This is a genomic window from Bacillus sp. FSL K6-1003 (assembly GCF_037964945.1).
Lineage (GTDB): Bacteria > Bacillota > Bacilli > Bacillales > Bacillaceae > Bacillus > Bacillus mojavensis.
On the sequence record NZ_CP150176.1, the window covers coordinates 2,040,156 to 2,061,457 of the forward strand.

23 protein-coding genes and 4 pseudogenes are annotated in these 21,302 nt (G+C 36.6%); 10 read left to right on the plus strand and 17 right to left on the minus strand.

What is annotated here, in order from left to right; translation table 11 throughout:
* Positions 1 to 222: 222 nt before the first annotated feature.
* Positions 223 to 504, minus strand: a complete 282-nt coding sequence (locus NSU16_RS10095) for a permease (protein ID WP_339190701.1) — start codon at positions 502 to 504, stop codon at positions 223 to 225.
* A gap of 548 nt (positions 505 to 1,052) precedes the next feature.
* On the opposite strand from NSU16_RS10095, the gene NSU16_RS10100 reads away from it, so the two are divergent.
* Complete coding sequence (locus NSU16_RS10100) at positions 1,053 to 1,283, plus strand: hypothetical protein (RefSeq protein WP_061573089.1); 231 nt, start codon at positions 1,053 to 1,055, stop codon at positions 1,281 to 1,283.
* A gap of 12 nt (positions 1,284 to 1,295) precedes the next feature.
* Here the strand turns inward: NSU16_RS10100 and NSU16_RS10105 are convergent, their stop codons facing one another.
* The 3 genes from NSU16_RS10105 to NSU16_RS10115 all read right to left on the minus strand — a co-directional run bounded on the left by NSU16_RS10105 (position 1,296) and on the right by NSU16_RS10115 (position 3,141).
* Positions 1,296 to 1,691: a UPF0715 family protein gene (locus tag NSU16_RS10105; protein WP_286058444.1), complete on the minus strand. Its 396-nt coding sequence runs from the start codon at positions 1,689 to 1,691 to the stop codon at positions 1,296 to 1,298.
* An 82-nt stretch (positions 1,692 to 1,773) separates the two neighbouring features.
* Positions 1,774 to 2,049, minus strand: a complete 276-nt coding sequence (locus NSU16_RS10110) for a hypothetical protein (RefSeq protein WP_326333434.1) — start codon at positions 2,047 to 2,049, stop codon at positions 1,774 to 1,776.
* A 471-nt stretch (positions 2,050 to 2,520) separates the two neighbouring features.
* Entirely contained in the window at positions 2,521 to 3,141 is a 621-nt protein-coding gene (locus NSU16_RS10115) for a lytic polysaccharide monooxygenase (protein ID WP_229147584.1), read from the minus strand.
* Between the two features lie 314 nt (positions 3,142 to 3,455).
* Here NSU16_RS10115 and NSU16_RS10120 point away from each other — a divergent pair, with 314 nt between their 5' ends.
* Both NSU16_RS10120 and NSU16_RS10125 read left to right on the plus strand, forming a co-directional pair.
* Positions 3,456 to 3,959 carry a DinB family protein gene (locus NSU16_RS10120; protein ID WP_010334512.1) on the plus strand — a complete coding sequence of 168 codons (504 nt, stop codon included), beginning with the start codon at positions 3,456 to 3,458 and terminating at the stop codon, positions 3,957 to 3,959.
* Between the two features lie 183 nt (positions 3,960 to 4,142).
* Positions 4,143 to 4,382 carry a hypothetical protein gene (locus NSU16_RS10125; protein WP_339190706.1) on the plus strand — a complete coding sequence of 80 codons (240 nt, stop codon included), beginning with the start codon at positions 4,143 to 4,145 and terminating at the stop codon, positions 4,380 to 4,382.
* Positions 4,383 to 5,136: 754 nt separating this feature from the next.
* Here the strand turns inward: NSU16_RS10125 and NSU16_RS10130 are convergent.
* Positions 5,137 to 5,778: a glycoside hydrolase family 11 protein gene (locus NSU16_RS10130; RefSeq protein ID WP_010334513.1), complete on the minus strand. Its 642-nt coding sequence runs from the start codon at positions 5,776 to 5,778 to the stop codon at positions 5,137 to 5,139.
* Between the two features lie 210 nt (positions 5,779 to 5,988).
* Positions 5,989 to 6,060, minus strand: a pseudogene (locus tag NSU16_RS10135) (DnaA/Hda family protein); the annotation flags it as partial.
* Between the two features lie 24 nt (positions 6,061 to 6,084).
* Between NSU16_RS10135 and NSU16_RS10140 the strand changes: the two are divergent.
* The 5 genes and pseudogenes from NSU16_RS10140 to NSU16_RS10160 form a co-directional block, all read left to right on the plus strand.
* Positions 6,085 to 6,497, plus strand: a pseudogene (locus tag NSU16_RS10140) (ATP-dependent DNA ligase); the annotation flags it as partial.
* Between the two features lie 293 nt (positions 6,498 to 6,790).
* On the plus strand, positions 6,791 to 7,162 hold the full coding sequence (locus NSU16_RS10145) for a YoqO family protein (protein ID WP_339192675.1): 372 nt from the start codon (positions 6,791 to 6,793) through the stop codon (positions 7,160 to 7,162).
* A 263-nt stretch (positions 7,163 to 7,425) separates the two neighbouring features.
* Positions 7,426 to 7,566: a phage holin gene (locus NSU16_RS10150; protein WP_339190708.1), complete on the plus strand. Its 141-nt coding sequence runs from the start codon at positions 7,426 to 7,428 to the stop codon at positions 7,564 to 7,566.
* A gap of 133 nt (positions 7,567 to 7,699) precedes the next feature.
* Positions 7,700 to 8,830: a Rap family tetratricopeptide repeat protein gene (locus NSU16_RS10155; protein WP_339190710.1), complete on the plus strand. Its 1,131-nt coding sequence runs from the start codon at positions 7,700 to 7,702 to the stop codon at positions 8,828 to 8,830.
* A complete protein-coding gene (locus tag NSU16_RS10160; protein ID WP_162985138.1) occupies positions 8,820 to 8,963 on the plus strand; it encodes a hypothetical protein in 144 nt (47 codons plus the stop codon). Before NSU16_RS10155 ends, NSU16_RS10160 begins: the two co-directional genes overlap by 11 nt.
* Before the next feature lie 29 nt (positions 8,964 to 8,992).
* Here NSU16_RS10160 and NSU16_RS10165 read toward each other — a convergent pair.
* From NSU16_RS10165 to NSU16_RS10175, 3 genes and pseudogenes are all read right to left on the minus strand, one after another.
* Positions 8,993 to 9,941, minus strand: a pseudogene (locus NSU16_RS10165) (UV damage repair protein UvrX).
* Between the two features lie 253 nt (positions 9,942 to 10,194).
* Positions 10,195 to 12,789 carry a phosphoenolpyruvate synthase gene (ppsA, locus tag NSU16_RS10170; RefSeq protein ID WP_339190714.1) on the minus strand — a complete coding sequence of 865 codons (2,595 nt, stop codon included), beginning with the start codon at positions 12,787 to 12,789 and terminating at the stop codon, positions 10,195 to 10,197.
* A gap of 271 nt (positions 12,790 to 13,060) precedes the next feature.
* A pseudogene (locus tag NSU16_RS10175) lies at positions 13,061 to 13,422 on the minus strand (hypothetical protein).
* Between the two features lie 265 nt (positions 13,423 to 13,687).
* On the opposite strand from NSU16_RS10175, the gene NSU16_RS10180 reads away from it, so the two are divergent.
* Positions 13,688 to 13,768 (plus strand): putative holin-like toxin, encoded by an 81-nt coding sequence (locus NSU16_RS10180; protein WP_229147581.1) that lies wholly within the window; start codon positions 13,688 to 13,690, stop codon positions 13,766 to 13,768.
* Between the two features lie 289 nt (positions 13,769 to 14,057).
* Here the strand turns inward: NSU16_RS10180 and NSU16_RS10185 are convergent, their stop codons facing one another.
* From NSU16_RS10185 to NSU16_RS10220, 8 genes are all read right to left on the minus strand, one after another.
* A complete protein-coding gene (locus NSU16_RS10185) occupies positions 14,058 to 14,519 on the minus strand; it encodes a YrhA family protein (protein ID WP_268449763.1) in 462 nt (153 codons plus the stop codon).
* A 104-nt stretch (positions 14,520 to 14,623) separates the two neighbouring features.
* Positions 14,624 to 15,187, minus strand: a complete 564-nt coding sequence (locus NSU16_RS10190; RefSeq protein WP_339190716.1) for an SMI1/KNR4 family protein — start codon at positions 15,185 to 15,187, stop codon at positions 14,624 to 14,626.
* Between the two features lies 1 nt (position 15,188).
* The gene (locus tag NSU16_RS10195) at positions 15,189 to 16,943 is read right to left on the minus strand and encodes a T7SS effector LXG polymorphic toxin (protein WP_339190719.1); all 1,755 of its coding nucleotides are present in this window, start codon (positions 16,941 to 16,943) and stop codon (positions 15,189 to 15,191) included.
* A 99-nt stretch (positions 16,944 to 17,042) separates the two neighbouring features.
* Positions 17,043 to 17,600 carry an SMI1/KNR4 family protein gene (locus NSU16_RS10200; RefSeq protein ID WP_141556159.1) on the minus strand — a complete coding sequence of 186 codons (558 nt, stop codon included), beginning with the start codon at positions 17,598 to 17,600 and terminating at the stop codon, positions 17,043 to 17,045.
* 67 nt (positions 17,601 to 17,667) lie between these two features.
* Positions 17,668 to 17,922 carry a PH domain-containing protein gene (locus NSU16_RS10205; RefSeq protein WP_268505101.1) on the minus strand — a complete coding sequence of 85 codons (255 nt, stop codon included), beginning with the start codon at positions 17,920 to 17,922 and terminating at the stop codon, positions 17,668 to 17,670.
* A gap of 221 nt (positions 17,923 to 18,143) precedes the next feature.
* Positions 18,144 to 18,674, minus strand: a complete 531-nt coding sequence (locus NSU16_RS10210) for a hypothetical protein (RefSeq protein ID WP_339190720.1) — start codon at positions 18,672 to 18,674, stop codon at positions 18,144 to 18,146.
* Positions 18,675 to 19,238: 564 nt separating this feature from the next.
* Positions 19,239 to 19,505, minus strand: coding sequence for a hypothetical protein (locus NSU16_RS10215; protein WP_244956492.1), 267 nt, complete (start codon positions 19,503 to 19,505; stop codon positions 19,239 to 19,241).
* Between the two features lie 497 nt (positions 19,506 to 20,002).
* Positions 20,003 to 20,749, minus strand: coding sequence for a glucose 1-dehydrogenase (locus tag NSU16_RS10220; protein WP_151296604.1), 747 nt, complete (start codon positions 20,747 to 20,749; stop codon positions 20,003 to 20,005).
* 169 nt (positions 20,750 to 20,918) lie between these two features.
* Between NSU16_RS10220 and NSU16_RS10225 the strand changes: the two genes are divergently transcribed.
* Complete coding sequence (locus tag NSU16_RS10225; RefSeq protein WP_022553431.1) at positions 20,919 to 21,275, plus strand: winged helix-turn-helix transcriptional regulator; 357 nt, start codon at positions 20,919 to 20,921, stop codon at positions 21,273 to 21,275.
* The last annotated feature ends 27 nt before the right edge of the window (positions 21,276 to 21,302 follow it).

Sequence of the window (21,302 nt, forward strand, 5' to 3'; positions counted from 1 at the left end):
TGCAGCAAATGGTGATGATCGCCTTCTTTTTTTATACACTCAGTTTCTCAAATATCCTGATGATTCTCTTCAAAAAAACCTGACAAAGTAATGATCGTACCTCATACCATTTTGTTTAATATCTAAGAAGCCTGTAAAATTTTGAATCTAAACCTCACTTTGAATAAAAATATTATTTTATTCCTGCAATTTTCCATGGTAGCCCTAAAAAAAGCAGTCTATTCAGATCTGCTCCTTTACGTTCTCTTCTTTTAACTTTTTGTTTAGCTTGAAACTAATGAAGACATTGATAATCGCAGCTGGAACATATAAAATTCCTGATCCCATTATTCCTAACGCAGTACTTGAACCTACTATAAAAGCCTGTATTTCTGTATTTCTTGACTTCAAACTAAGTAACACTAGAATACCCGCTAATACCCCTATAAACCGAGCAATGCCTGGAATAAAGAAATCGGTTAGGATTCCAAATATTTGTCCAATCATTGATAACACAATTCCCATAAAACTGGATAACACAACTAATGTTTTGATGGCTTTTCACCCCTTTTTAAATCCGTTCCATTATTAAACCGCTTTTGATACAGGTTTACAAGTATAGCAGCCCACTCTACAAACCCTCTCAGCTGCCATGCTTTTTGACTCACCATCCTCTTTCCACTCTATTCCTATACAAATAAATACTCCTTACCCTCAACAAAGGCGATTAGTTTTATTCAAAAGCCTCTGTAAAGAGCGGTGTATTCTTACTTGAATGCCGGAGATGTGGAATGGAAAAGAGCATTTAACTTAATACTCTTTAAGAATCTCACAGTCCATTTCCATAAACTTATATCATTTACTTTTCCTGTTTAAGTTCTTTCTTTTTATTCCTTTTGTAACCTGCATAAGAGCCGCCAAAAATAGCTATAAACATGGCAATCCAAATAAAAATGTTCAAGTTAAACCCCCCAATTTTAAATAAAACACTTCTTTTATCATGACCCCTTTGCCTCTCCCACTAAAAGCTCATATCGTGTTATGGTTTAACAAAACTTCCTAGGAGTGGTTCTTTGCTTAAAGCTTCAAAAATTTTGATCTCATGTGTAGCTTTAATCCTATGCGTGTATTCCTTATATCATCAAAGTGCATTCCTCTTGTTTTCTCTCCAAGTATTGGTTGCACTTCTCTTTGTTTTAATGGGAGTGGAGACACTTTCAAAGAAACAAACAAGGTCTGCGTATTTGTTGTTCGGATCAGCGGCTTTTATACTTGTTGTGAACGTTGTGAAATACATGATTTAAATTGCAGATAAACTACTTCTGCAGGCATATGGAATCCCAGAACCAATAAATTAACGCAGCAGCAATGCTCATTATGTAATAATGTAAGCTCCTGAACACTGTAAGAGCACTAGGCGGATAATCAATAAACCAGAACACGAACACAGCTAGAAAAGCTACTGCAGTATAAATTAAAAAATGGATCAAACTGAACTTTCTGGGATTTCTTCTTAGTAATAATTGTAAAGGAAAAGCAAATATTAAGTAAGTGATAAAAGAGTAGAATGCAATGATACCTATTGTGATTAATGCGATCGCCATAAAATCTGAATAAACAAACATATACAAGCCAAAGACTAGACCATATGACAAACTTGAGAATACCAGCGTATAAACATAACTGTTTAACGTCTTTTGATTGAGGCTCAATTCAGCACCCCCTACCATGTATCCTTTTTAACCGTTATTGAATTGTTCAAAATCTTCATCGATTTTCACGTCATTTTAAAAATTAGACTCCGAATAACAAAGTTCCACCTATAAACCAAAAGAAAGGGAATAGAAACAAAACTGAATTTAAGATGATTCCCCATATAGCCCACCGTTTATTTGTCTTTATTGAAACTAATGCCATCATTATCCCTATAGGTGAGAGTAATAAAGGGAACAATACCGGCATTCCTTGCCACGCCATTGATATAATCCCAGTCAAAAAATTAAGTATTAATATAGCTGAAATAATTGGAAAAGCAAATGAAAATATGACTGCAGCTTTTTTAAAATTCATATTAAAATAAATCTCCGTTCTCTTTAAAATCGTAGTTTTATTAAGACGTCATTGGCTCTGTGCTATTGCTTCAAACATCAGGGTCATTAATAATTTCAATAGTTGCTTCAGATAACAATGAAATTAATATTGAGCAAACAACTATTAAAGTTTAAAAAAGATCGGCAGATGCATGAACATCTAACCGATCGGCAATAGTATAGCTTCCTCTAAGTAGCTTCACAGTATATGATTCTGAAACTTCCACACTCAAACACTCTGTGTCCTCCCGGTTCGTTACAGTTTCCTTCGTTGATACAGTAAAGCTGGTGATGGCTTATCGGATATACTCATCGCTTTTACCGGTATAGTCATAACTATTGGCAGCTATTAAAACCTCAGCGGTAACACTGTGCCAGATGCGGTGGCAATTTTCTGATGAAGCCTCATATTCTTGTCCATGGGATTAAGTTTTGTCGTTGGAGGTTAATATCATTGCATTAGGTTTACATCAATTACATTATAAAAGGCATTAGAGGTATCCGCAACGTCCCACACCCCTAGAATGACATGATAACCACTGCGATCAGTAGGTACATAAATCTTATGAGAAAGATTAGTATCTGCCTTTGAACCATCGTGATCTACTGTTCCAATTAATTCAAACTCATCTCTTGTTAATGGTTTGTTTGGATTCCAATCTTTCTTGGTTATATAATAGTGCCACTTTGATGTAGCGTGAGGAGCAGTATAGTGCCAAGTAAAGGTGTTTAGACCTCCATGCATGTTTTGTTTTACCCAATGATCTGCAGTCTGCCTGTCTAGCCCAAAGTCAATTTGACCAGAGCCTCCATTTGCAGATGCAATTTTCCCATCTGGCGGACCCGCAGATGGAAAACCTTTTGGGCCTTCTACCGATTGAGGACTATCAACTACAGAACCATATTTTTGTGTAGCTGCCGTCCAACCAATTATTTGTTTTTCTAATGACCCCATGTACGCTCTACTGGCAGGTTCTTTTATATACCCGTGCGCCGATACATCACCTGCAAATAAAGTAACACCAACACCTAGAACAGCAGTTAGAACAGCACCTTTGATAAAACCCTTCATTACCAACTCATTCCTCCCTTTGCTGTAACGTTTTTCTCTTTCCTGATATAATAATTCATTATATGTCAGGTAATCTCCTTCTTTATTTTTGATGGCAAGCACTCTTCAATCTCTACTTTGGCAACTCCAAAACACATATCATATGCAGCATCATTTAACCATGCGGCTCGATATATGTGTTCTGTATATTCTTAAAGTGATTCACCAATTTATTACTTGAATCATTCTTGTCTAAAGTTTTGTTCTTTTTACCTAAACGGGCAGGTATAATGAAACTGTAAAAAGAAAACAAAAAAATCTTAAGGAGGATTTTTGTGTTTCAAACCTTAGACCATTTTTTGAAATCATGGGAGTTCGAAGCCGATGCTACACAGAAACTGCTAAATAGTCTAACTGATGAATCACTTAAACAAGAAATCACTTCACAAAATTGGACTTTAGGCCGTATTGCTTGGCATACTGTTGCAGCCATTCGCATCATTACCTCAAATACAGACTTAACATTTCATGCCCCTGCTGATGATTACCCTGTTCCTACTTCGGCTCAGTTTATAGCAGACAGCTATCATCAAGCCAGTAATGCATTTGTACAGGCATTAAAAAACCAATGGACGGATCATACACTTCAAGAACGCATCAACTTTATTGGTCAACAATTGCCAAATGGTTCACTTTTGATGTTTTTGATTCAACATCAAAATCACCACCGAGGACAAATGACTGTTCTTATGAGACAAGCAGGATTAACTGTTCCGGGTATTTATGGTCCAGCAAAAGAGGAATGGACAACATTTGGTTTGGAACCCCCGCAAATGTAAACAAACTTTTTTATAAAGAAGTTAACCCATTACAATATATAAAAGCATGTGTTGATCAATTTTTTTCAAAACATGCTCTTTTCTTTTGTCCACATTAGAAATAATGTCTGGCATTTTTTTAATCTCTTTTTTAATTGTTTTGATACACATTAAAATGGGTAAAAATTTATTAAGGTGATTTCTTTGAATAATGATCAAAAAGGTACTCATTACTCTTCATTTATTTTTTCAACGATAATGGTGTTGTTGGTCGCAATCTTTCCTCCATACACTTCTTGGTTTGTGACTGTCTTTTTTTTGGGCTTTGCACTTATATATACTTTCCAAAAACATAAAGCAAGTTCGTCAAAAGCAATTTCTTATATTTCATATTTCTTGTTCATCGTTGCGTTGGTTTACACATTAGTAAATATATCGTTTTAATCCTCCCAGAAAGAGAGGATTTTTGTTTAACTCTATTCAGCTACCTTTGGGTTACCTCTATCTGTAATGATAAAGCTATCAGATCCAGCAAAATACGATGACCAATGCAAACCCTAGTGTCTGACAAGATGCTTCATATAAATTATTGTACTCACCCTTATTATGAGAGTCTTTCTTATTCTTAATTATATTGTAATAGGGTTTTAAGCCTCCTTGGATACTGAATTTATTACAGTATTCATTGGCATATACCAACTTACCATTTCTACCTGCAATTTATCGTTTTTGAATTGTGAGGAGGTTGCTTCTGTCCACTCTTTTAAGTTAACTCATTTTTGCCGATATAAAGGCTCAATAACTTTTTATAAAAGTTAGACTTTTTGTTCTTAACAGTCCCATCTTTAACGAGGATAACGTTTTGAGGATCTGGTTCAACTACCGAGATATTTTTAATTTGCTTAAGGCTTATATTTGATGAAGAAGGATTATATGAAGGTGTCTGTTGAGAGCAAGAGCGCAAAAAATTGAAAGCATTCTCATTTTAATACTATTCCATTAAACTTATAGGGAAAGTTATAAAACCTGATGGAGAATACCCTACCAGCAATGCCAAGGCCGTTCGCCTAGTAGAAAACGACCTTAGAATTCCAACTAAAAGACTGTCGCCTCTTAGTAACTCACAATCACAATGATTATAAAACTTCTCAAGGAACGATCAGCAGCCCGCTAGCTACCCCTGATTAAAGATGATCTGTTACCACACTGTTACGTTAGAACTTCCACTACTTCGATATCCCTCTGTCGCTAAGACTTGGTAAGACCAATTACTACCCAGATTCATCCCATATCTCTTCCATGCGTTAACGTGATTGCTGAAAGTGATTGTAGCGTTGCTTCCAGTTGGTCTCTTCGACTGGCGAACACTCCAGTACTGCGTAAAAGTAGTTTTATCGCCATCAATGGAAGGTGCATCATAACGTGTAGTTGTGTATACGTCATATGTACCCCCATCACTGTAAACCGTACCTTTATACGTTCCAGTAGGTCTATAAGTACCCCATGAATCCACTACATAATATTCTATGAGAGGGGATCGCGTCCAACCATATAAAGTCAAATATGCATTGCCGTTCGGCGCCCAAACTCCGGCATTATAGTTTATCGTCCTAAATGGCGAACCTGTAGTCCAACCTTTACCAACAACGAAATTTCCGGTATTAGACCAATTCACACTGTAATTCCCGCCAGACCCATTGACAGCGTTTACTGTTCCGCCGCCATCAGTCCAATTTTGCCAGTAGTCTGTGTTAGCTGCAGAGGCGTTTGCCGAAAACAAGCTCATACTCATCAAAGCTGCCGTTAACCCAACTAAGAATTTCTTTGTAAACTTAAACATATGTTACCTCCTATAATATTTTTTCTGACTTTGACATGAGGTAGCACTCGTATCTATTTAAAACATCCTTAATTACTACCCCAAAGCTTCTGATCGTTCCCTTCAATATAATACCATGAATTTATGAGTGAATATTACAAATATTTGTAATTTAATTACAAGGGCCCAAAAATTACATTATAAGTAATCTTGTTTCACCATAACCTAATCCTTTTTTCGTAGAATCGCAATTCTTGTTTCTAAATCTGATGGAGTAATATCTGCGATTAATCCCCATTTGAACCATTTCATATAAAGGAGATATACATTAGAGATTGTGAAGTCATTTTAGCTGCCCTAGGTGGTGCCTTTGAAGCTGTAATGGAACGTTTCGTGTCCAAAAAATCAGATCATTTATTGGTTACTGTGTCTTCAATGTTATCTACAAAGACGGACAGTCAAAGGAAACGGACTCGCTTACTTCAACCTGACCAAAGAAAAGAATTTAGAGGGAATCGTGCTCAAGAAAGCTGATCCCCATTATGAAATTAATAAACGTTCATATAATTAGCTCAAAGTGATCAATTACGATTACACTGAAGTACTCATAACCGACTACACCAAGAAGGATATAACATTTCTTCTGTCTTACTCCAGCTGGGTTTATGGAATTCATGCCACATGCAGAACGAAGTAAGTTCCACTCTATGAAACAAGTAAAGTCTGAATCTGATGAATATGAGAGTTTAATCTTTCCGTTACATAACTCCTTACTGCCAAGCTCTTTAAAGTTGAATAAAAATTTAGTACATAGATTAATTAGTTACTCTCTATTAAATAAATGTTTTATTCCAAGTTTCATTTCATCTTTATTAATGAGGCAGCCATATGAATGCCATATAAAAGAGAGTTCATTTTTCAGCTCCTTGAAATCTAAATAGCATCACGATTTTAAGTTAAGTTTAAAGAGTATCATCTTGAGAAACTCCCCTTTAATTGGTAAGCTGACACATAGGTCATAAAAGCAGGTGATATCTTAAATAAAAGAATCGGAATAATTGGATTAATTGTTTCCTTAATTGTTCAAGGGTTTTCAGCAAGTGATTCGTTGACTCATGAAATTGCTATGGTTTCTCTATTTGTATTCTTGATGATTTATAATTTCGAACATGCTAAGGATTTCTCTAAAAAATCTCTAATAGCATTAGGAGCAATCTTTATAACTCTAATGCTAGGTATATATCAGCTCCTTTCCTTGACCGGTGATTACTTTGATAGCCACAACGTAAATATTGGACTTATCATCTTACTTGAGATCGCTTTGATCATTGTATTGGTATCTATTGCAGTGAATTTAATGAAGCTTATTGCGAATCGGTTAAGGAAAACACCTCATGGTATTTAACTCATTGCCTTGTGGTCTCTTATGTATGAAATCAAATGCTTCCCTAATTCCTTCTCTTCTTTTACGCTGAGTAATAACAATTACTTGCCATATCTTATATTGCATAAAACGGTTAATCAGTCGAGATCATTGAGGGATCAAAATATGGCCAAATAAAAAAACGATGGATGTTCCATTTCCATTAAAAAGACAAAATTAACTATGTAGTACTTACTCAGAACATTTTTCTTATTTAAGCATGTTATTCGTGTACGATATACGACTTGACTGTATTTGGTGACAATTTAACAGAGAAATTTAATGCACTTCTAACTTTTTTAACTGCAATGGGAATTGTGATTGACCCAACAACTCAAGGAATTTCTGATAGTGAACAAGCAATGGATTATGATTCACCGAGATAAAACCCCTGCCCTTCTCTTAATTGAGGAGGGTATTTTTTTCGTTTTTTAAGAAAACATTAATCTTCCTTATTCAATTAAATATGATAAAATATTACATATTTAGTCTATTGGATACATAGAGGGAGGGATTTCAATGGAGCAATTAATTCCGTCATCCACAGTTGGAGTTAAAATCAATGAGTGGTATAAATACATACGGATGTTCGCCGTTCCAGATGCAGAGATATTAAAAGCAGAGGTTGAAGAAGAAATAAAACATATGAAGGAAGATCAAGACTTATTGCTGTATTATTCTCTCATGTGTTTTCGTCATCAGTTAATGCTGGATTACCTTGAACCTAAGTCATTGAATGAAAAACGCCCTAAAATTTCAGACTTATTAGAAAAGATTGAAAGTAGCCAAACGAAACGTAAAGGTGTCCTGGAATACTACTGCAATTTCTTTAGAGGAATGTATGAATTTGATAAGAAGGATTATATAAATGCAATAAGATCATATAAAATTGCTGAGAAAAAGCTCGCTTTAGTAACAGACGAAATTGAACGAGCTGAATTTTATTTCAAAATGGCTGAAGTGTATTATCACATGAAACAAACCCATGTATCAATGCACTATGCAGAAGCAGCCCTTAACATTTATAAAGGCCAAAAAACTTATACTGTTCGCCGAATTCAATGTGCATTTGTTGTAGCAGGGAACTTTGATGATTTGGAAAGTCATGAAAAAGCTATTCCACACCTTCAGAGAGCCTTGAAAGATTCGAAAGCTATAAACAAGCACAAACTAATTGGGGCATCATTATATAATTTGGGAAACTGTTATTATAAGATGAAAGAGTATGACAAAGCTGCTGAATATATTGAACAGGCAGTCTCATTGTACGAAAACGATAAAAGTGATCTTCTCCCTCACACGTTATTTACGCTTACACAAATTTACTTTAAAATGAAAGATATTGAAAAAGCCTTTATTCTTTATAAAAAAGGAATCGAGAAAGCACAAGCCATAAAAGATGATGTCTTAGTTGCTGAGTTTAATTACTTAAAGGCTTTATATATCGACTCTATAGATAAACGCACAGTTTTCCGAACTTTTTCTGTACTTAAAGATAATGTTATGTATCCAGATTTAGAGGAATTAGCACTCGACACGGCTAATTATTGTAAGGAGATAGGGCAATTTGAAAACTCAACCGCCTTTTTTGACGTTATGGTGGATGCCCGAATCCAAATACAAAGAGGAGAGTGTTTATATGAAATTTAAACTTGCATTAGCCACCTTGTCAGTTGTCGTTGGATTAGCAATCTTTAGTGGCTTTTCATCCTCGAATGACAAAGAGTTCCATGAAGCTAAAAGGAATATTACTTCTATTCAACCGGCCAAGTTTTTTGTTTAAATGTTTAACCCTTCTCATTGAGAAGGGTTTTAACTCTTATGTCCACCTGTTAGCCCAGATCGATGAATCGCTGTCCCTGCAGATGTATAAGAAACTGCTCTCAGAATCGCTTTCGATCCGTATTTACTTCTAATCCCACCCATTACAAACCCGAGTTTCCTTCTCTTTTCATTATCCTCTTCAAATAAACTCAACTGCTGATGAACATCATCCTCAATATTTGATAACGTGACAGATATACTTCTCACTGTCTTACCCAAGTAAAACTTATTAAAGAGCATCAGGCAGCATCTATAAAATATCCATCGTGATATTTGTGGGAAGATCAATTGTTTTGGATCGATGAAAACCACCACCAAGCTCATCCTTGCTGTATCCAATTCCCAGGCTGATTGTTCGGCCAACTTTATTATGGGTACGTGCCCTTCTTGCGACTTCCTCACAAATCTCTAACAGAACAGCCTTAATCTCTTCTCTCCTTGTATAATCCCTCAGTAAAATCTGACTCTTACCGAAACTAATTTGACCCTGCATCAACGGAGCACCTATTTCAGATAAATCGATTCCATGAGCATGATAATACAACTGGTTCCCCATTATTCCAAATCTCTTCTCAAGCAACTCTAAGGGAAATTTAGCTAACTGACCTACAGTTGATATCCCCATTCGGTTCAGGTTTCTTTCCATCCTCCCTCCTATTCCCCACATTTTAGACAACGGGTGAACCTTCCAGAGTTTATTTGGCACATCTTCATATCTCCAACGTGCAATGCCACTCTTCGTTTTCTTACTCTCCAGGTCAAGCGCAAGCTTACTCAGCAACATATTGTCACCAATGCCTACTGTGCACATTAGGCCAAATTCTCTCCACATGCTCCTTTGAATTGCATTGGCCATTTCTTCAGGATCTTCTTTTCCTGCATCTAAATAAGATTCATCAATTAAAGGTGTTCCGCCAACAAAATGCGGATTTCGCATGCCAAGTATTTTTCACATAAAAAAACCGGATTCCCACTCCATTCATTGGGTTCCGGCTTTTCTTATATTAAAGTAATGTTTTTACATTTCGTTTATATTTCATTGATTCTCTGATCTTGTCGAAAATAGCTAAGACCTCAATGTGTGTAGCAAACCATCAATATTCATCATTTACTAAGTATCGTTATCGCTGCTCAAGAAGATAAAAGAATAACCGTCCACTTTGACAGTGATTTTTAATTTGATTTAAGCATTACAATATTTCAATGTATCCTTCTGTTCCATTCACGCGAATTCGTTGCCCGTCTTTGATTAGTCTGGTTGCGTTTTCCACTCCGACAACTGCCGGCAAGCCATATTCACGCGCGATGACCGATCCATGGGTCATCAGTCCCCCAACTTCGGTGACTAGACCTTTTATGGATACAAATAATGGTGTCCAGCCAGGGTCGGTAAAGGAGGTGACTAATATATCTCCGTCTTCCAGATCGGCATTTTCCATGTTTAAAATGACACGCGCTCTTCCTTCTATCACTCCGGAAGAAACAGGTAGACCTACAATCGCATTAGCCGGCAAATTTTCTCGCTTGTACTCACCGGAGAATATTTCACCATCAGACGTGAAAACGCGCGGAGGGGTTAGTTTTTCGAAAAATTTGTAATCCTCTTTTCGTTTGTTGATGATCTGATCACCAAGTTTGTTTGCGCGTACGACTTCGTGAAGTTCTTCAAAAGTGAGATAGTACACATCTTCTTTGTCATGGATAACGCCAGCTTGAACGAGTCGCTCAGCTTCTCTCAGTAAAGCCTGCTTATAAACGAAGAAACGGCTAACATAACCGTATTTGGGATACTCTCTATACCCAATGAAATTCCGAATGAGGTCAATCATTCGTTTGGTTTCTTTAGCCTTTTGTTCACCATCTGGCAATTGCTTCAATCGACCTATTAACTCTTGTTCTTTTTCTAAAGCTTCTTGGCGGCCTTGCTCAAATTTTCGATTGCCTGCATTAGGCTCAAAGTTCTTGATGTTACCAAGAATCATCGGGACAAGTGTAATTGGTTTTTCACTCCAACGAGCTTTCGTAATATCGATTTCTCCGGCACATCGCATCCCGTATTTGCTTAGATAATCACAGATAGCGTCTTTGGTTTCCCTTCCTCCATCAAACTTAACCAATTCATCCAGAAAGTTATCTTCTTTTGCATGCTGCAAATAATCAATCACTTCTGGATATGGGCGAATCACATCCGCGACATCCATCAGCGCCAGACCCATTTCCGACGTAATATTACCCGGTACAGATTGAGAAAGCGTATCAGCTGCGTTTGTTTCGCCTAACCACGTGTTCATGTTTTCATTGATCCATGCTGAGGCATTCATCGCAGCCATAAAAACAGCCGAACTTTGCGGGTCAAATAAAATCTTCTTTAATTCCTGGATATCTTCCAGAATAAAATCAAACAAATCCGATCCCGATTTCGTTAGAATGTTTTGTTTTAACTCTTTTATTGATGCTTGACTACGCTTAATCAAATCAGAAACGATTGTCGGATCGTTCTCGAATTGTGCCAGCATATCTGTATGACTTCTGCCCAAAATCGGTGCCGTTTGATCATTTGGTAACAATTTAATAAAATCTCGCTCTATTATGGTCATAAGTGCGCCTTTTATAAGCGGATCGGATTCCATGGTATTTAATAAATTTTTTCGGCCGACAGGTGTAGCCAGCCTAGGTGCAACATCTACAAACAACCTTCCACCGGCTTTATGCATAGGCGCAGGAGTAATTAACAGGTAAAAAGACAATCCAAGAGGTTTTATGGGATCTGTCATCATTTGTTGATGACCAACAGATACATAGACGTGATTATCTTGATCATTCGCTTCAGGGATCGGGTATAAAGTAGTGATCGGCCGACTCTGAACAATATAAAACGTATCATCAGCCAAACACCATTCGATATCTTGCGGCTGGCCGAAATGAGCTTCGATCTCCCTTCCAATGTGTTCCAGCTGTAGAATTTGCCCGTCAGTGAGTGTTTGAGACATCTGCCGATCAGGTTCAATCTGCTTAGTCTCTGTTCCGCCTTCTTCCCTTCCATAGATAGCTAATTTTTTGGTTCCGATCCTCTTCTCAACGATTTCCTCTTCCCGCACTTTATAACAATCTGCAGATACGAAGCCAGAAACCAGTGCTTCACCAAGTCCAAAACCGGCATCGATGGATAACACCTTTCGGTTAGAGGTAATCGGATCAGCGGTAAATAAAACCCCCGAAGCCTGAGGGAAAACCATCCTTTGAACGATAACGGATAAATAAACTTGTTTGTGGTCGAATCCATTTTGCATGCGGTAGATTACCGCTCGTTCTGTAAATAGGGAAGCCCAGCATTTGCTGATATGCTGCAAGATCGCTTCTTTGCCGATAATATTTAGATAGGTATCTTGTTGACCTGCAAAAGAAGCATGTGGTAGATCTTCAGCAGTCGCACTCGAACGCACGGCATAGGCATGTTCCTCGCCAAACTGGGAGAGATAGTGAGCAACTGCTTTCACAACATCGGAAGGAATTTCTACTTCCATAATGATTTGTCGAATTTTCCTGCTGATTTTACCAATTTGATCTCGATCCTCAACTTTTAACACGGCCAATTGATCCAACAACACTTGTAACGTTAAGTTTTGTTCGATAGCTTTTTGATATCGTACTGTTGTGACACAAAATCCTTCTGGTACTTGTATACCTTGAATTTTTGATAATTCACCTACATTTAACCCTTTTCCTCCAACAAGCAAATGCTGTGTTTTTTCAATTTCGTGAAAACCAAGAACCAAAGAACTCATTCTACATCTCCCCTTCAAAAATAAAAATTGACAAGAGCTTTACAGCATGATATAATGAAAATATAAGATGGATAACTATAACTTTTATTAATAAAGCGCACGTAGCATGATTATATCACCGTGTCTATTTTGGTGCAATATAAAAAGAACCTGGGCAATTTCACCAGGTTCTTTTTTAATTTCCCGCTACCATTAGCCACATTAAAAAACAGGGTTTCCTCCAATCTTGTTTGTTTATGTAACGTACCCGATTCTGGAACAATTAACTGTCTTATATAAGACGGTTCTCTAAAGATTCGATTGCCAGTTTTAGTGCAGTTAAGCGACGCTCGTTTAATGTTTTTTGAGAACTGCCTTCTTTTGCTTTTGCTATTTGTTTTTCTATAGAAGGAATGATATCGGTAGAACTTCTTTAGAGGTCAATATGATTTCTTGTTCATAACAAAAATCGTCGCCGTTCCAAGTACCTTTTAGGCTTTCCAAACCAATTTTTACTGCGTTTAGTCTCTTTTTGACAAGAGTTGTGTTTGAACCTTTTTCTGTCGCGCTTTTATAAGCATTTGAAAGTTTACTAAAAGTTGACTCCAAGGATGTAATGGATAAATCTTGGATTTCTTCACTAACAGTCTTCATATACAATCCTCACTTTTCGTTTTTAACAATCCTACTCAATAGTTGAATTAGGACTGCACATTGAATTTTGCGAGTCGCAAACTACCATATGTGTCTGTCATTTCAAATATTAATGATGTTGATAGAAATTCTTTCACATGCTCGTTGTCAGTATATTGTGAATTTTTAACGACAAGGGGATTTATGTATAGTATAACATTTCCTGTACACTAAGTTTGCTCACTGAAGGGAGTCTTACTCATCCCCTAACAAAGGGGGTGATGCTATGTCAACATTCCAGGCATTAATGATGCTTGCATTCGGGTCGTTTATAATTGCCCTGTTGACGTATATAAATAAAAAATAGACCTCCCTTGAGCCTCAGAACCTGAAGGGATAGGTCTACCAAAAAACCACATCGAGCAAGCCCCTTGACGGGCAGCTTTTTGTACAAAACCGGGGTGCGCCAACACCCTAGTCTTTTTTATTTTATGCACTTCCATTAAGCACATGCAAAAAATAATTATATTATCTTTCCCTAATTATAACCAGACGGCAATGTTATTTGCAATACAATTGCTTTATGGATAAAACCATTATTTTATTGAATTGGATGCTTATTTCTGCAAAATCTCATACAATTGCAATACTTTTGCTTAGTCGTCTAAACTAACTTTCAATGCATCAGCTAGCATGGCGTTAAAATCATCAAATTTGTTCATAGGCGTTCCAGAGGGTTTATCAAGCTCTAGGTACTCATTTTCAATTACATCTAAGCAATACCAGGCTGTATCTGAGTCACCAAAAAACAGATATTTTTTCTGCTCATCATTTTCGTGCCAAAGTTCATTTGTTTCAAGAAAGCCGTAAACCTCTTCATCTTTTTCTTCTTCCAATAAATCATTGTCGATCCCGTTAATCACTATACCATTGTAGTCTAATCCGTTTACACTTTGAAGGAATTCCTTATAACCTGTTGGAATCTCCTTTATTGGAAACTTGCCTACAACCTCCGCTTCAAATTTATTGATTTCTTTTTCTGTGGCGGGAGAGTTCGGTTCATCTCCATACTTTGCTTTTCTTTTTCGAATTTCTCCTAATAAATTATTTACCGACATAAAACTGCCCCCTTTTATCTCGGCTAAATTCTAATCCACCCTTGTACTTTAATAAAAAAGCTCTCCTATCGAGAGCTTAAACATTATCTTTGCAATACTTTTGCTTAACTGTTTAGTAAATCATCATCTAATTCCATGAAAAGAATACCGTCATCTTCTTCATCTGAATACTCTTCAACTGATAAGCTTTGAATAAAGTCTTCAAATGTATCAGCAATCAGAAAGGTGTCTTTTACTCCATTCGTCAACTCATGATCCCAGAAATAAACCTTTCCTGTTCCTTCCCCTTTTATACCAAGGCATATTTGGTTTCCACCATCAGCATCAGCTATTGGTATTATCCAATCAGGCATTTGATCATCGTATGTATCAGTAAGAGCTGCAATATTAAAGTCGTCATCGTCCAAGCCAAACCCATAGAATATACCTAATCTAAGTTTGTTATCATCTGCCCATGGGTTTTTCTCAAGTACTGGGAAAACAACATTGTCTGCCAGTATATTACTACCCCCGTAGTACAGTACAAATTGCTTAAATAGATCATCTATTGCGACCCCTAAGTCTTTTTCAAATTTCTCAATTGCTTCGCTACTTTTTTTATGAGAACCTTCTCCATAGTACTTAAGCTCAAATTGCTTCATTTTATTATTGATATCTTGAAAGCTCATATTAATAACCTCTCCTTAAGTCCGATGCAGACCCTATATGCGGTACATTCTTATGTAGTGCAGTTGGGATCAACTGAATAGTTTTGTTGTCTAGGTGGTGTGGAGTAAGCTTTGCAGTATATTTCAACCAATCTTCAGCTTCGGCCTGTGTTTTAAAACCTTTCATTTTTTTGATACGTTTATAAACTTTAGCGAAGTCAGAGTTTTCTCCAGTTAGTTCGCCCTTTTTAAACTTAATTGTTCCCTTAGACCAAGGTGTAAAAATTGGCCTATTGTCTTTAAATACTATAGGCTCTCCTTTAGTTACTGCATTTACTTCTGGTTTATCAGAGTACCATTTACTGTTACCTGGAGTACCTTCCCAGCGCCCTTTAGTTCTCGGCAATCTGGTTCTTGGATTTGCAGATTGAATTAATTGGAGTAGCCTATTTTTTAAACTTTCTCCGTTTACTACATTGTATGGCACGCCCCCTGCCATGGCAAGGTCGTACTTAGGATTATAAGGCAGAAAATCTGGAATCTTGACGTCATTAATTTTCTTCCCTGCCTGACTTGCTTTGTTTATGACCTTACCCGCTGCATCTGCTTTATTAATGGCTCCTGCACCTTTGGTTCCAAAAACAGCTACAGCCACTGAACCAACAGCATAGGTAACCCATCTTGATCTAGAATAGGCATCTCCATTCACCATATCTTTTCGATACGACTCTTCTATTGCTGCTGAAACAGCATCATATGTTTTGACCGGATGAAGAACTGCATTGCCCAGTGCTGACAATGTTTCTCCTGGAGCGGTGATGAAATCCCATATGCCGGTTACAGTGTCTTTTCCAACATCGTATAAACCAACTCCTACACCTTTTACGATATCCCAGGTGATTTCTCCTGCTCCTTCTAGTTGCTTCGCTTGTTCAATTTGCACTGCAAGCTGAACTTGAGCCGGCTCGAGATTCTCGTAGCCTACTTTCTTAGCAATCTCTAAATACTCATCAGGGTCAGAAACACCATCATTAAGTTTCTTTTTCAATTCCTTAATTTCTCGTTCTTTTGCTTCCTCTTTCTTCACGCTTAAATAAGCTTCAGAATGCTTCTCAATATCGGCTTTTTTCTTATGTATGTCACTTTCCCTATATGCTTTGGCGTTATAGTGAATCGGTGTGGCGTTCTTCCCTTTACCTGTTGACTCCTGCAACTTTTTAAAATCTTGCTGAATAAATTGTTCGTTTGGCTCAGTCTCAGCGTACTCAGTTTTTAAATCCTCATCAAGTTTGTTTAGCTTATCGATTGTTTTTTCACGTTTGTTATCTGCAGAAGAAAGTTTGTCTTTGAAGTCTTCTGTTGAGAATATCTCAAGGGGGAGAATATCATTGATGTCGTTTAAAATATCTTTCATTGCTTTCTTTTGTTCAGACATAATGGATTTTGATTTTGTGTATGCATTGACAAGTTCATGTTCTAAAAAAGATTCTTCTATGTAAGCATCAGACATCTTGGCATCTTCAAGTTTTGCAGAAATGCTGCTTAAGAAAGCAATTTTCATATCAATAAGGTCAATCCATTGATCGGTAACACCGACATGATCATGAAAAAATGCTTTAATGTTGTCTGCTCCCTTACCTGAAAACTCGCTGTCATCTAGGTCAGCTACGTCCTTAAACGCTTTTCTTAGCTTAACCATTTGCGACCTTAGTTCCTTATACTCTTTGGCTCTTTTATCTGCTTCAGAGAGTAATGAATCAGCCTCAAATACCTTCATATCATTCTCCTTCCTAGCCCTACTCTATGTAAATTTTACCACAATCATCTATTTGAATAACAGAAAAAGACAGCTAAAATGACTGTCTTATACATCACACTATCTTGTTCTATAATAATTTTCTGCGGTATAGTAGCGCCAATCCCAAAAAGGTTCCCCATTAGCCAATATATACCGGTCTAAAAATATTTCAAAGTTTAAATTTAATGGATTGTATTCTAAACCACTTTCAAATATATAGAGATAGTTAGGATCACCTTGATTAATTTTATCTTTATCGATCATTAAATGGCATTCTTCCAATAAGTAGCCAATTGGGATACCATTGATACCTTCAAACAAATCCTCATATTTTAGTTCCTCTTCAATCTCTTCAAGGCTAAATAGCTGAAGTCCTCCACCTATATTCTCCCCATCAGAAAGAATCTCAAAAATTTTCGCACCGTTATGTAGTGTGATGAACTTCTGATAATCCTCTGGAAGGGTAATCTGGTGTTTAGTTTCAAAACTTTGAATCTCATTAAGGGTTGCTTTGTCCGAGGAAAAAGTAACAAGGCATTCCATGGTATCTCCTTCAGAACAAAACAATTTAATGGCTCCTTTTTCATCTAAGAGACTTTTCAAACCATTTACAGTCTTATGAACAAAGTTAGTCATATAACTCACCCCAAATGTAAGTACCTATTTATCATTGCGAATACATGGTGAATGAAATTTAAATATTTTAAGCATTAACAATTTTATTCATAATCATAGCTGCATGAGTGGTGAACAAAATATAAGTGCTATTAGCTGTTTTAATCACTACCCTATCCGTAGAGCCATAAGGAAACCCTATCCTTACTGCACGTTTCTCCTCTCCCCCGTAATTTGGATCAAGGAATACATCGTTGATTTCTCTTATTGGAATTTCAACTTTGGAAAGTTGCCAATGAATAATTAAGTTTTCGTTTGATTTCTCAACTTTAATCCCTAGCATAATCTCATTCCCCTTTTGATTATGAATCAGTAAAATTTTAACATAACCTGTGAAGTATTAAACTGGGCTTGATAATATTATGGAAAAATCAAATTCTCAATAATTGGATATAGGATTATAATTATTGATGGTCTACCAATATAAATAAAGAAAGGAAAATGAAGTTGAAGAAGGAGCTCTCACCCTGCTTACCAATCTAAAATGGACAGGGATCTTGAAAACTATGCATTTGAAAGATGAGTGAAAGACCTTTGCGGCTCTCTTTTTTTTTTCTCGGATTGTTTATCATTGAGTAAAAATAGTAGTGTCTCTTCAATTTCTATTTCTAATTCATTTTTATTTAAATCGAATAGTGTTCCACAACCGGTTCCTTTATAACCGCCGTAGAAATGCCATAATTTAATTGTATAACAGTCCAAATCTTCCTTGTAGGCTTTCGTAGCTCCATAGGTAAATATTATTTGTGAACGGTATTCTTTTTCAAAACACCTCTCAGCTGTTAAATCACTCAATATGTCACCATCTATGTCCCTACAAATTTGGATGCTAAGGTTTGATTTACCCTGAATTTCAAAAGCATCTGTATACTTATTTTGCAGTTTTTCGGATACTGCTTCCCCTAATTTCTCCAATTCAATTACCTTTTGTTTCAAATCAAGATTTAAATCCTTTTCTGGAATCTGTAAATAACGTTCGTCTATTTGACTGTGATCTTTCTGTTTCTTGAGTAACTGTCTTAAAGCTTTCCACACAGCGTTGTCCTCCTGTCATTTCAAAAGCGAAACTAAAAAACAAAGGGGAAAGAAGTGGCACCAACGATGATACATATACAGGGCACTTTCTATTCGAGATGTATTCAAATTCGGGCTTATGCTTCGTATCTCCTGCTGTTAGAATTCTAGGTTCCATAAAGATGAAAATGTTAAGCGGCAGCCCAAATTAATTTAGAATGCCAAAAAATAAAAACACCCCCTCAAAATTTGTGAAGGGGTTATTTTAACTATTTAGTTTTAATACTTCTCAAAAAAGCACTTCTGTTCTCTGTGGCGTTTGTCAGCATTGTTGCATTTTCATTGAGTCTTTGTACTAATGCTTCTTTAGCTTTACCTTCAAATGAAGAGAGTAAAGCAACATACACTTCAGCTATAACCTGTTGAGCTGATGAAAAGTCTGATGCGTTTTTTGTGTCTTCCTTTAGGTTTTGACAATGGTTTTTAAACTTGTACCCACCGTTTTTTTAATTCTTCATTTTGTTGCAACCGTCTGTAAAACTCATCTGCATCCATATTAACTCCATATGGCAATTTAAATCCCCCTTACAACCTTAACCAGCTTGCTAATTCATTATCCTTATCTTTTAAATCCTCAGCCATTTTAACAATAAACTCACTAATATCCTCTAAATCTCTAATCAAATAATGCAGAGAAGCCTCAGTTTGATACTGTTCTTCTGAGTCATAAAATGCTGCCCCATCTTTCACATAAGGTGCGTGAAACAATACAGCTTTATCAACATCGCTTGGATCTAGATCCTTGAATTCTCCTAACCTCTTCCCGCAAATCGATTTTACGTCATAAACCATTTTGCTGTGATCATTAGGAAATCGTTCAATTGAAGGATTCCTTTAAATATTTTCAAAAGTATTAAAATACAAGGACAGGGATATTATTTTTATTAAAAGTCAAGAAAATGTTTAATATTATTAATATTTAAGCAACCAAATGAAATGTCACACATTTTATAAACAAAAAGAGAGGATAGATGAACAGGGTGAAAATGCCTGTATTCAACTATCCTTTTTTCGTACAACAAATGACCTCATTTACTACAACAACGGTGTTGTTTGTTCTTCAACTAACGCCCCCGTTACTTTAAGTACATTTATTCACAAAGTAATCTTTTTTACAGGTCATTTAGTGGTAGCCCCAGGAAAATGCGAATTTACAACGTTAATCAAATTCAAACATAAAAAAGTCGAATTCCCTGTCCTTTAAGGAAAACGACTTTTTTATACGACTTCTTCAAGTAAATCCCCATTAACCTTTTTTGGGGACTATTTGTAATCTCTGCGCAGTGAAATTATACCTGTGCTAGTCCGCCATCTACGAACAATTCAACACCCGTCAAGTAACTGCTTTCGTCTGAAGCAAGGAAAGATACAGCGTTTGCTACTTCTTCAGGTGTCCCAACTTTTCCAGCTGGAACAGTATTTCTGGTATTTTCCATTGCTCCTTCAAGTGCATCACCAAAAAGCTCATCGTATGCAGGTGTAAGAATAACTCCTGGACTAACCACATTTACACGGATTTCAGTACCTTTTAGGTCAAGAATCCAGTTGCGAACTAGTGCTCTTAATGCTGCTTTAGATGCTCCATATACACTAAACGCTGGGTTGCCAATTGATCCAGCAGTAGAGCCCGTTACAATAATAGAACCTACTTTGTCCGGGAATAGTGATAACGCTTTTTGAACAGTAAAGATGGTTCCTTTAACGTTAATGTCGAACGTTCTATCAACCTGCTCTTCAGTAATTTCACCTAATGGAAGGAAGTTGCCGGTGCCTGCATTAGCAAAAAGAATGTCCAACTTACCTTTTTCCTGCTTTATAATGTCATATAGTTTGTCTAAGTCTTCAAGCTTAGAAATATCACCTTGAACACCGGTTACGTTCTTGCCAATTTGGTTAACAGCTTTATCAAGTTCGTTTTGTCTACGTCCCGTGATATAAACATATGCACCTTCGTTTACAAATTTTTGTGCTGTAGCAAGACCAATCCCACTTGTTCCACCCGTTACAAGCGCTATTTTACCTTCAAATTTACCCATACTTAACACTTCCTTTAGAATTAATTTTATTTTATGTTTAGTACCTTTAAGTACTTGTAGAACAACTTACAAGATATAGTATCCTTCAGTAAGCACATTATCGGAAGTACCCACTTTTTTGTGATATAGTAACTAAAAAGTAATAAATGTGGAATGGAGAGCTTTAGACATGAAAAAATTTAGCTGTGGGTTTGAAGTGACAAAGGAAGTTATTGGTGGAAAATGGAAAGGGCTTGTATTATACTTTTTAATGAATGGACCAAAGAGAACGAGTGAATTAAAGCGCATTATCCCAAATATAACTCAGAAAATGCTGATTCAAACACTTAGAGAGCTTGAAGCCAGTGGACTTGTGAGCAGAAAGATGTATAATCAAGTACCACCGAAGGTTGAATATTCATCCACTGAACTTGGAGAATCTCTTAAACCTATCTTGCAGGAGCTCTGTCAATGGGGAAGCCATTATGCGGAGCAAGAGTATGCAGAAGGTGAATATGAAATTGTACAACCAGAACAACTAAGTTAGGATTGATGTAGCTGCTGAAGTAAATGC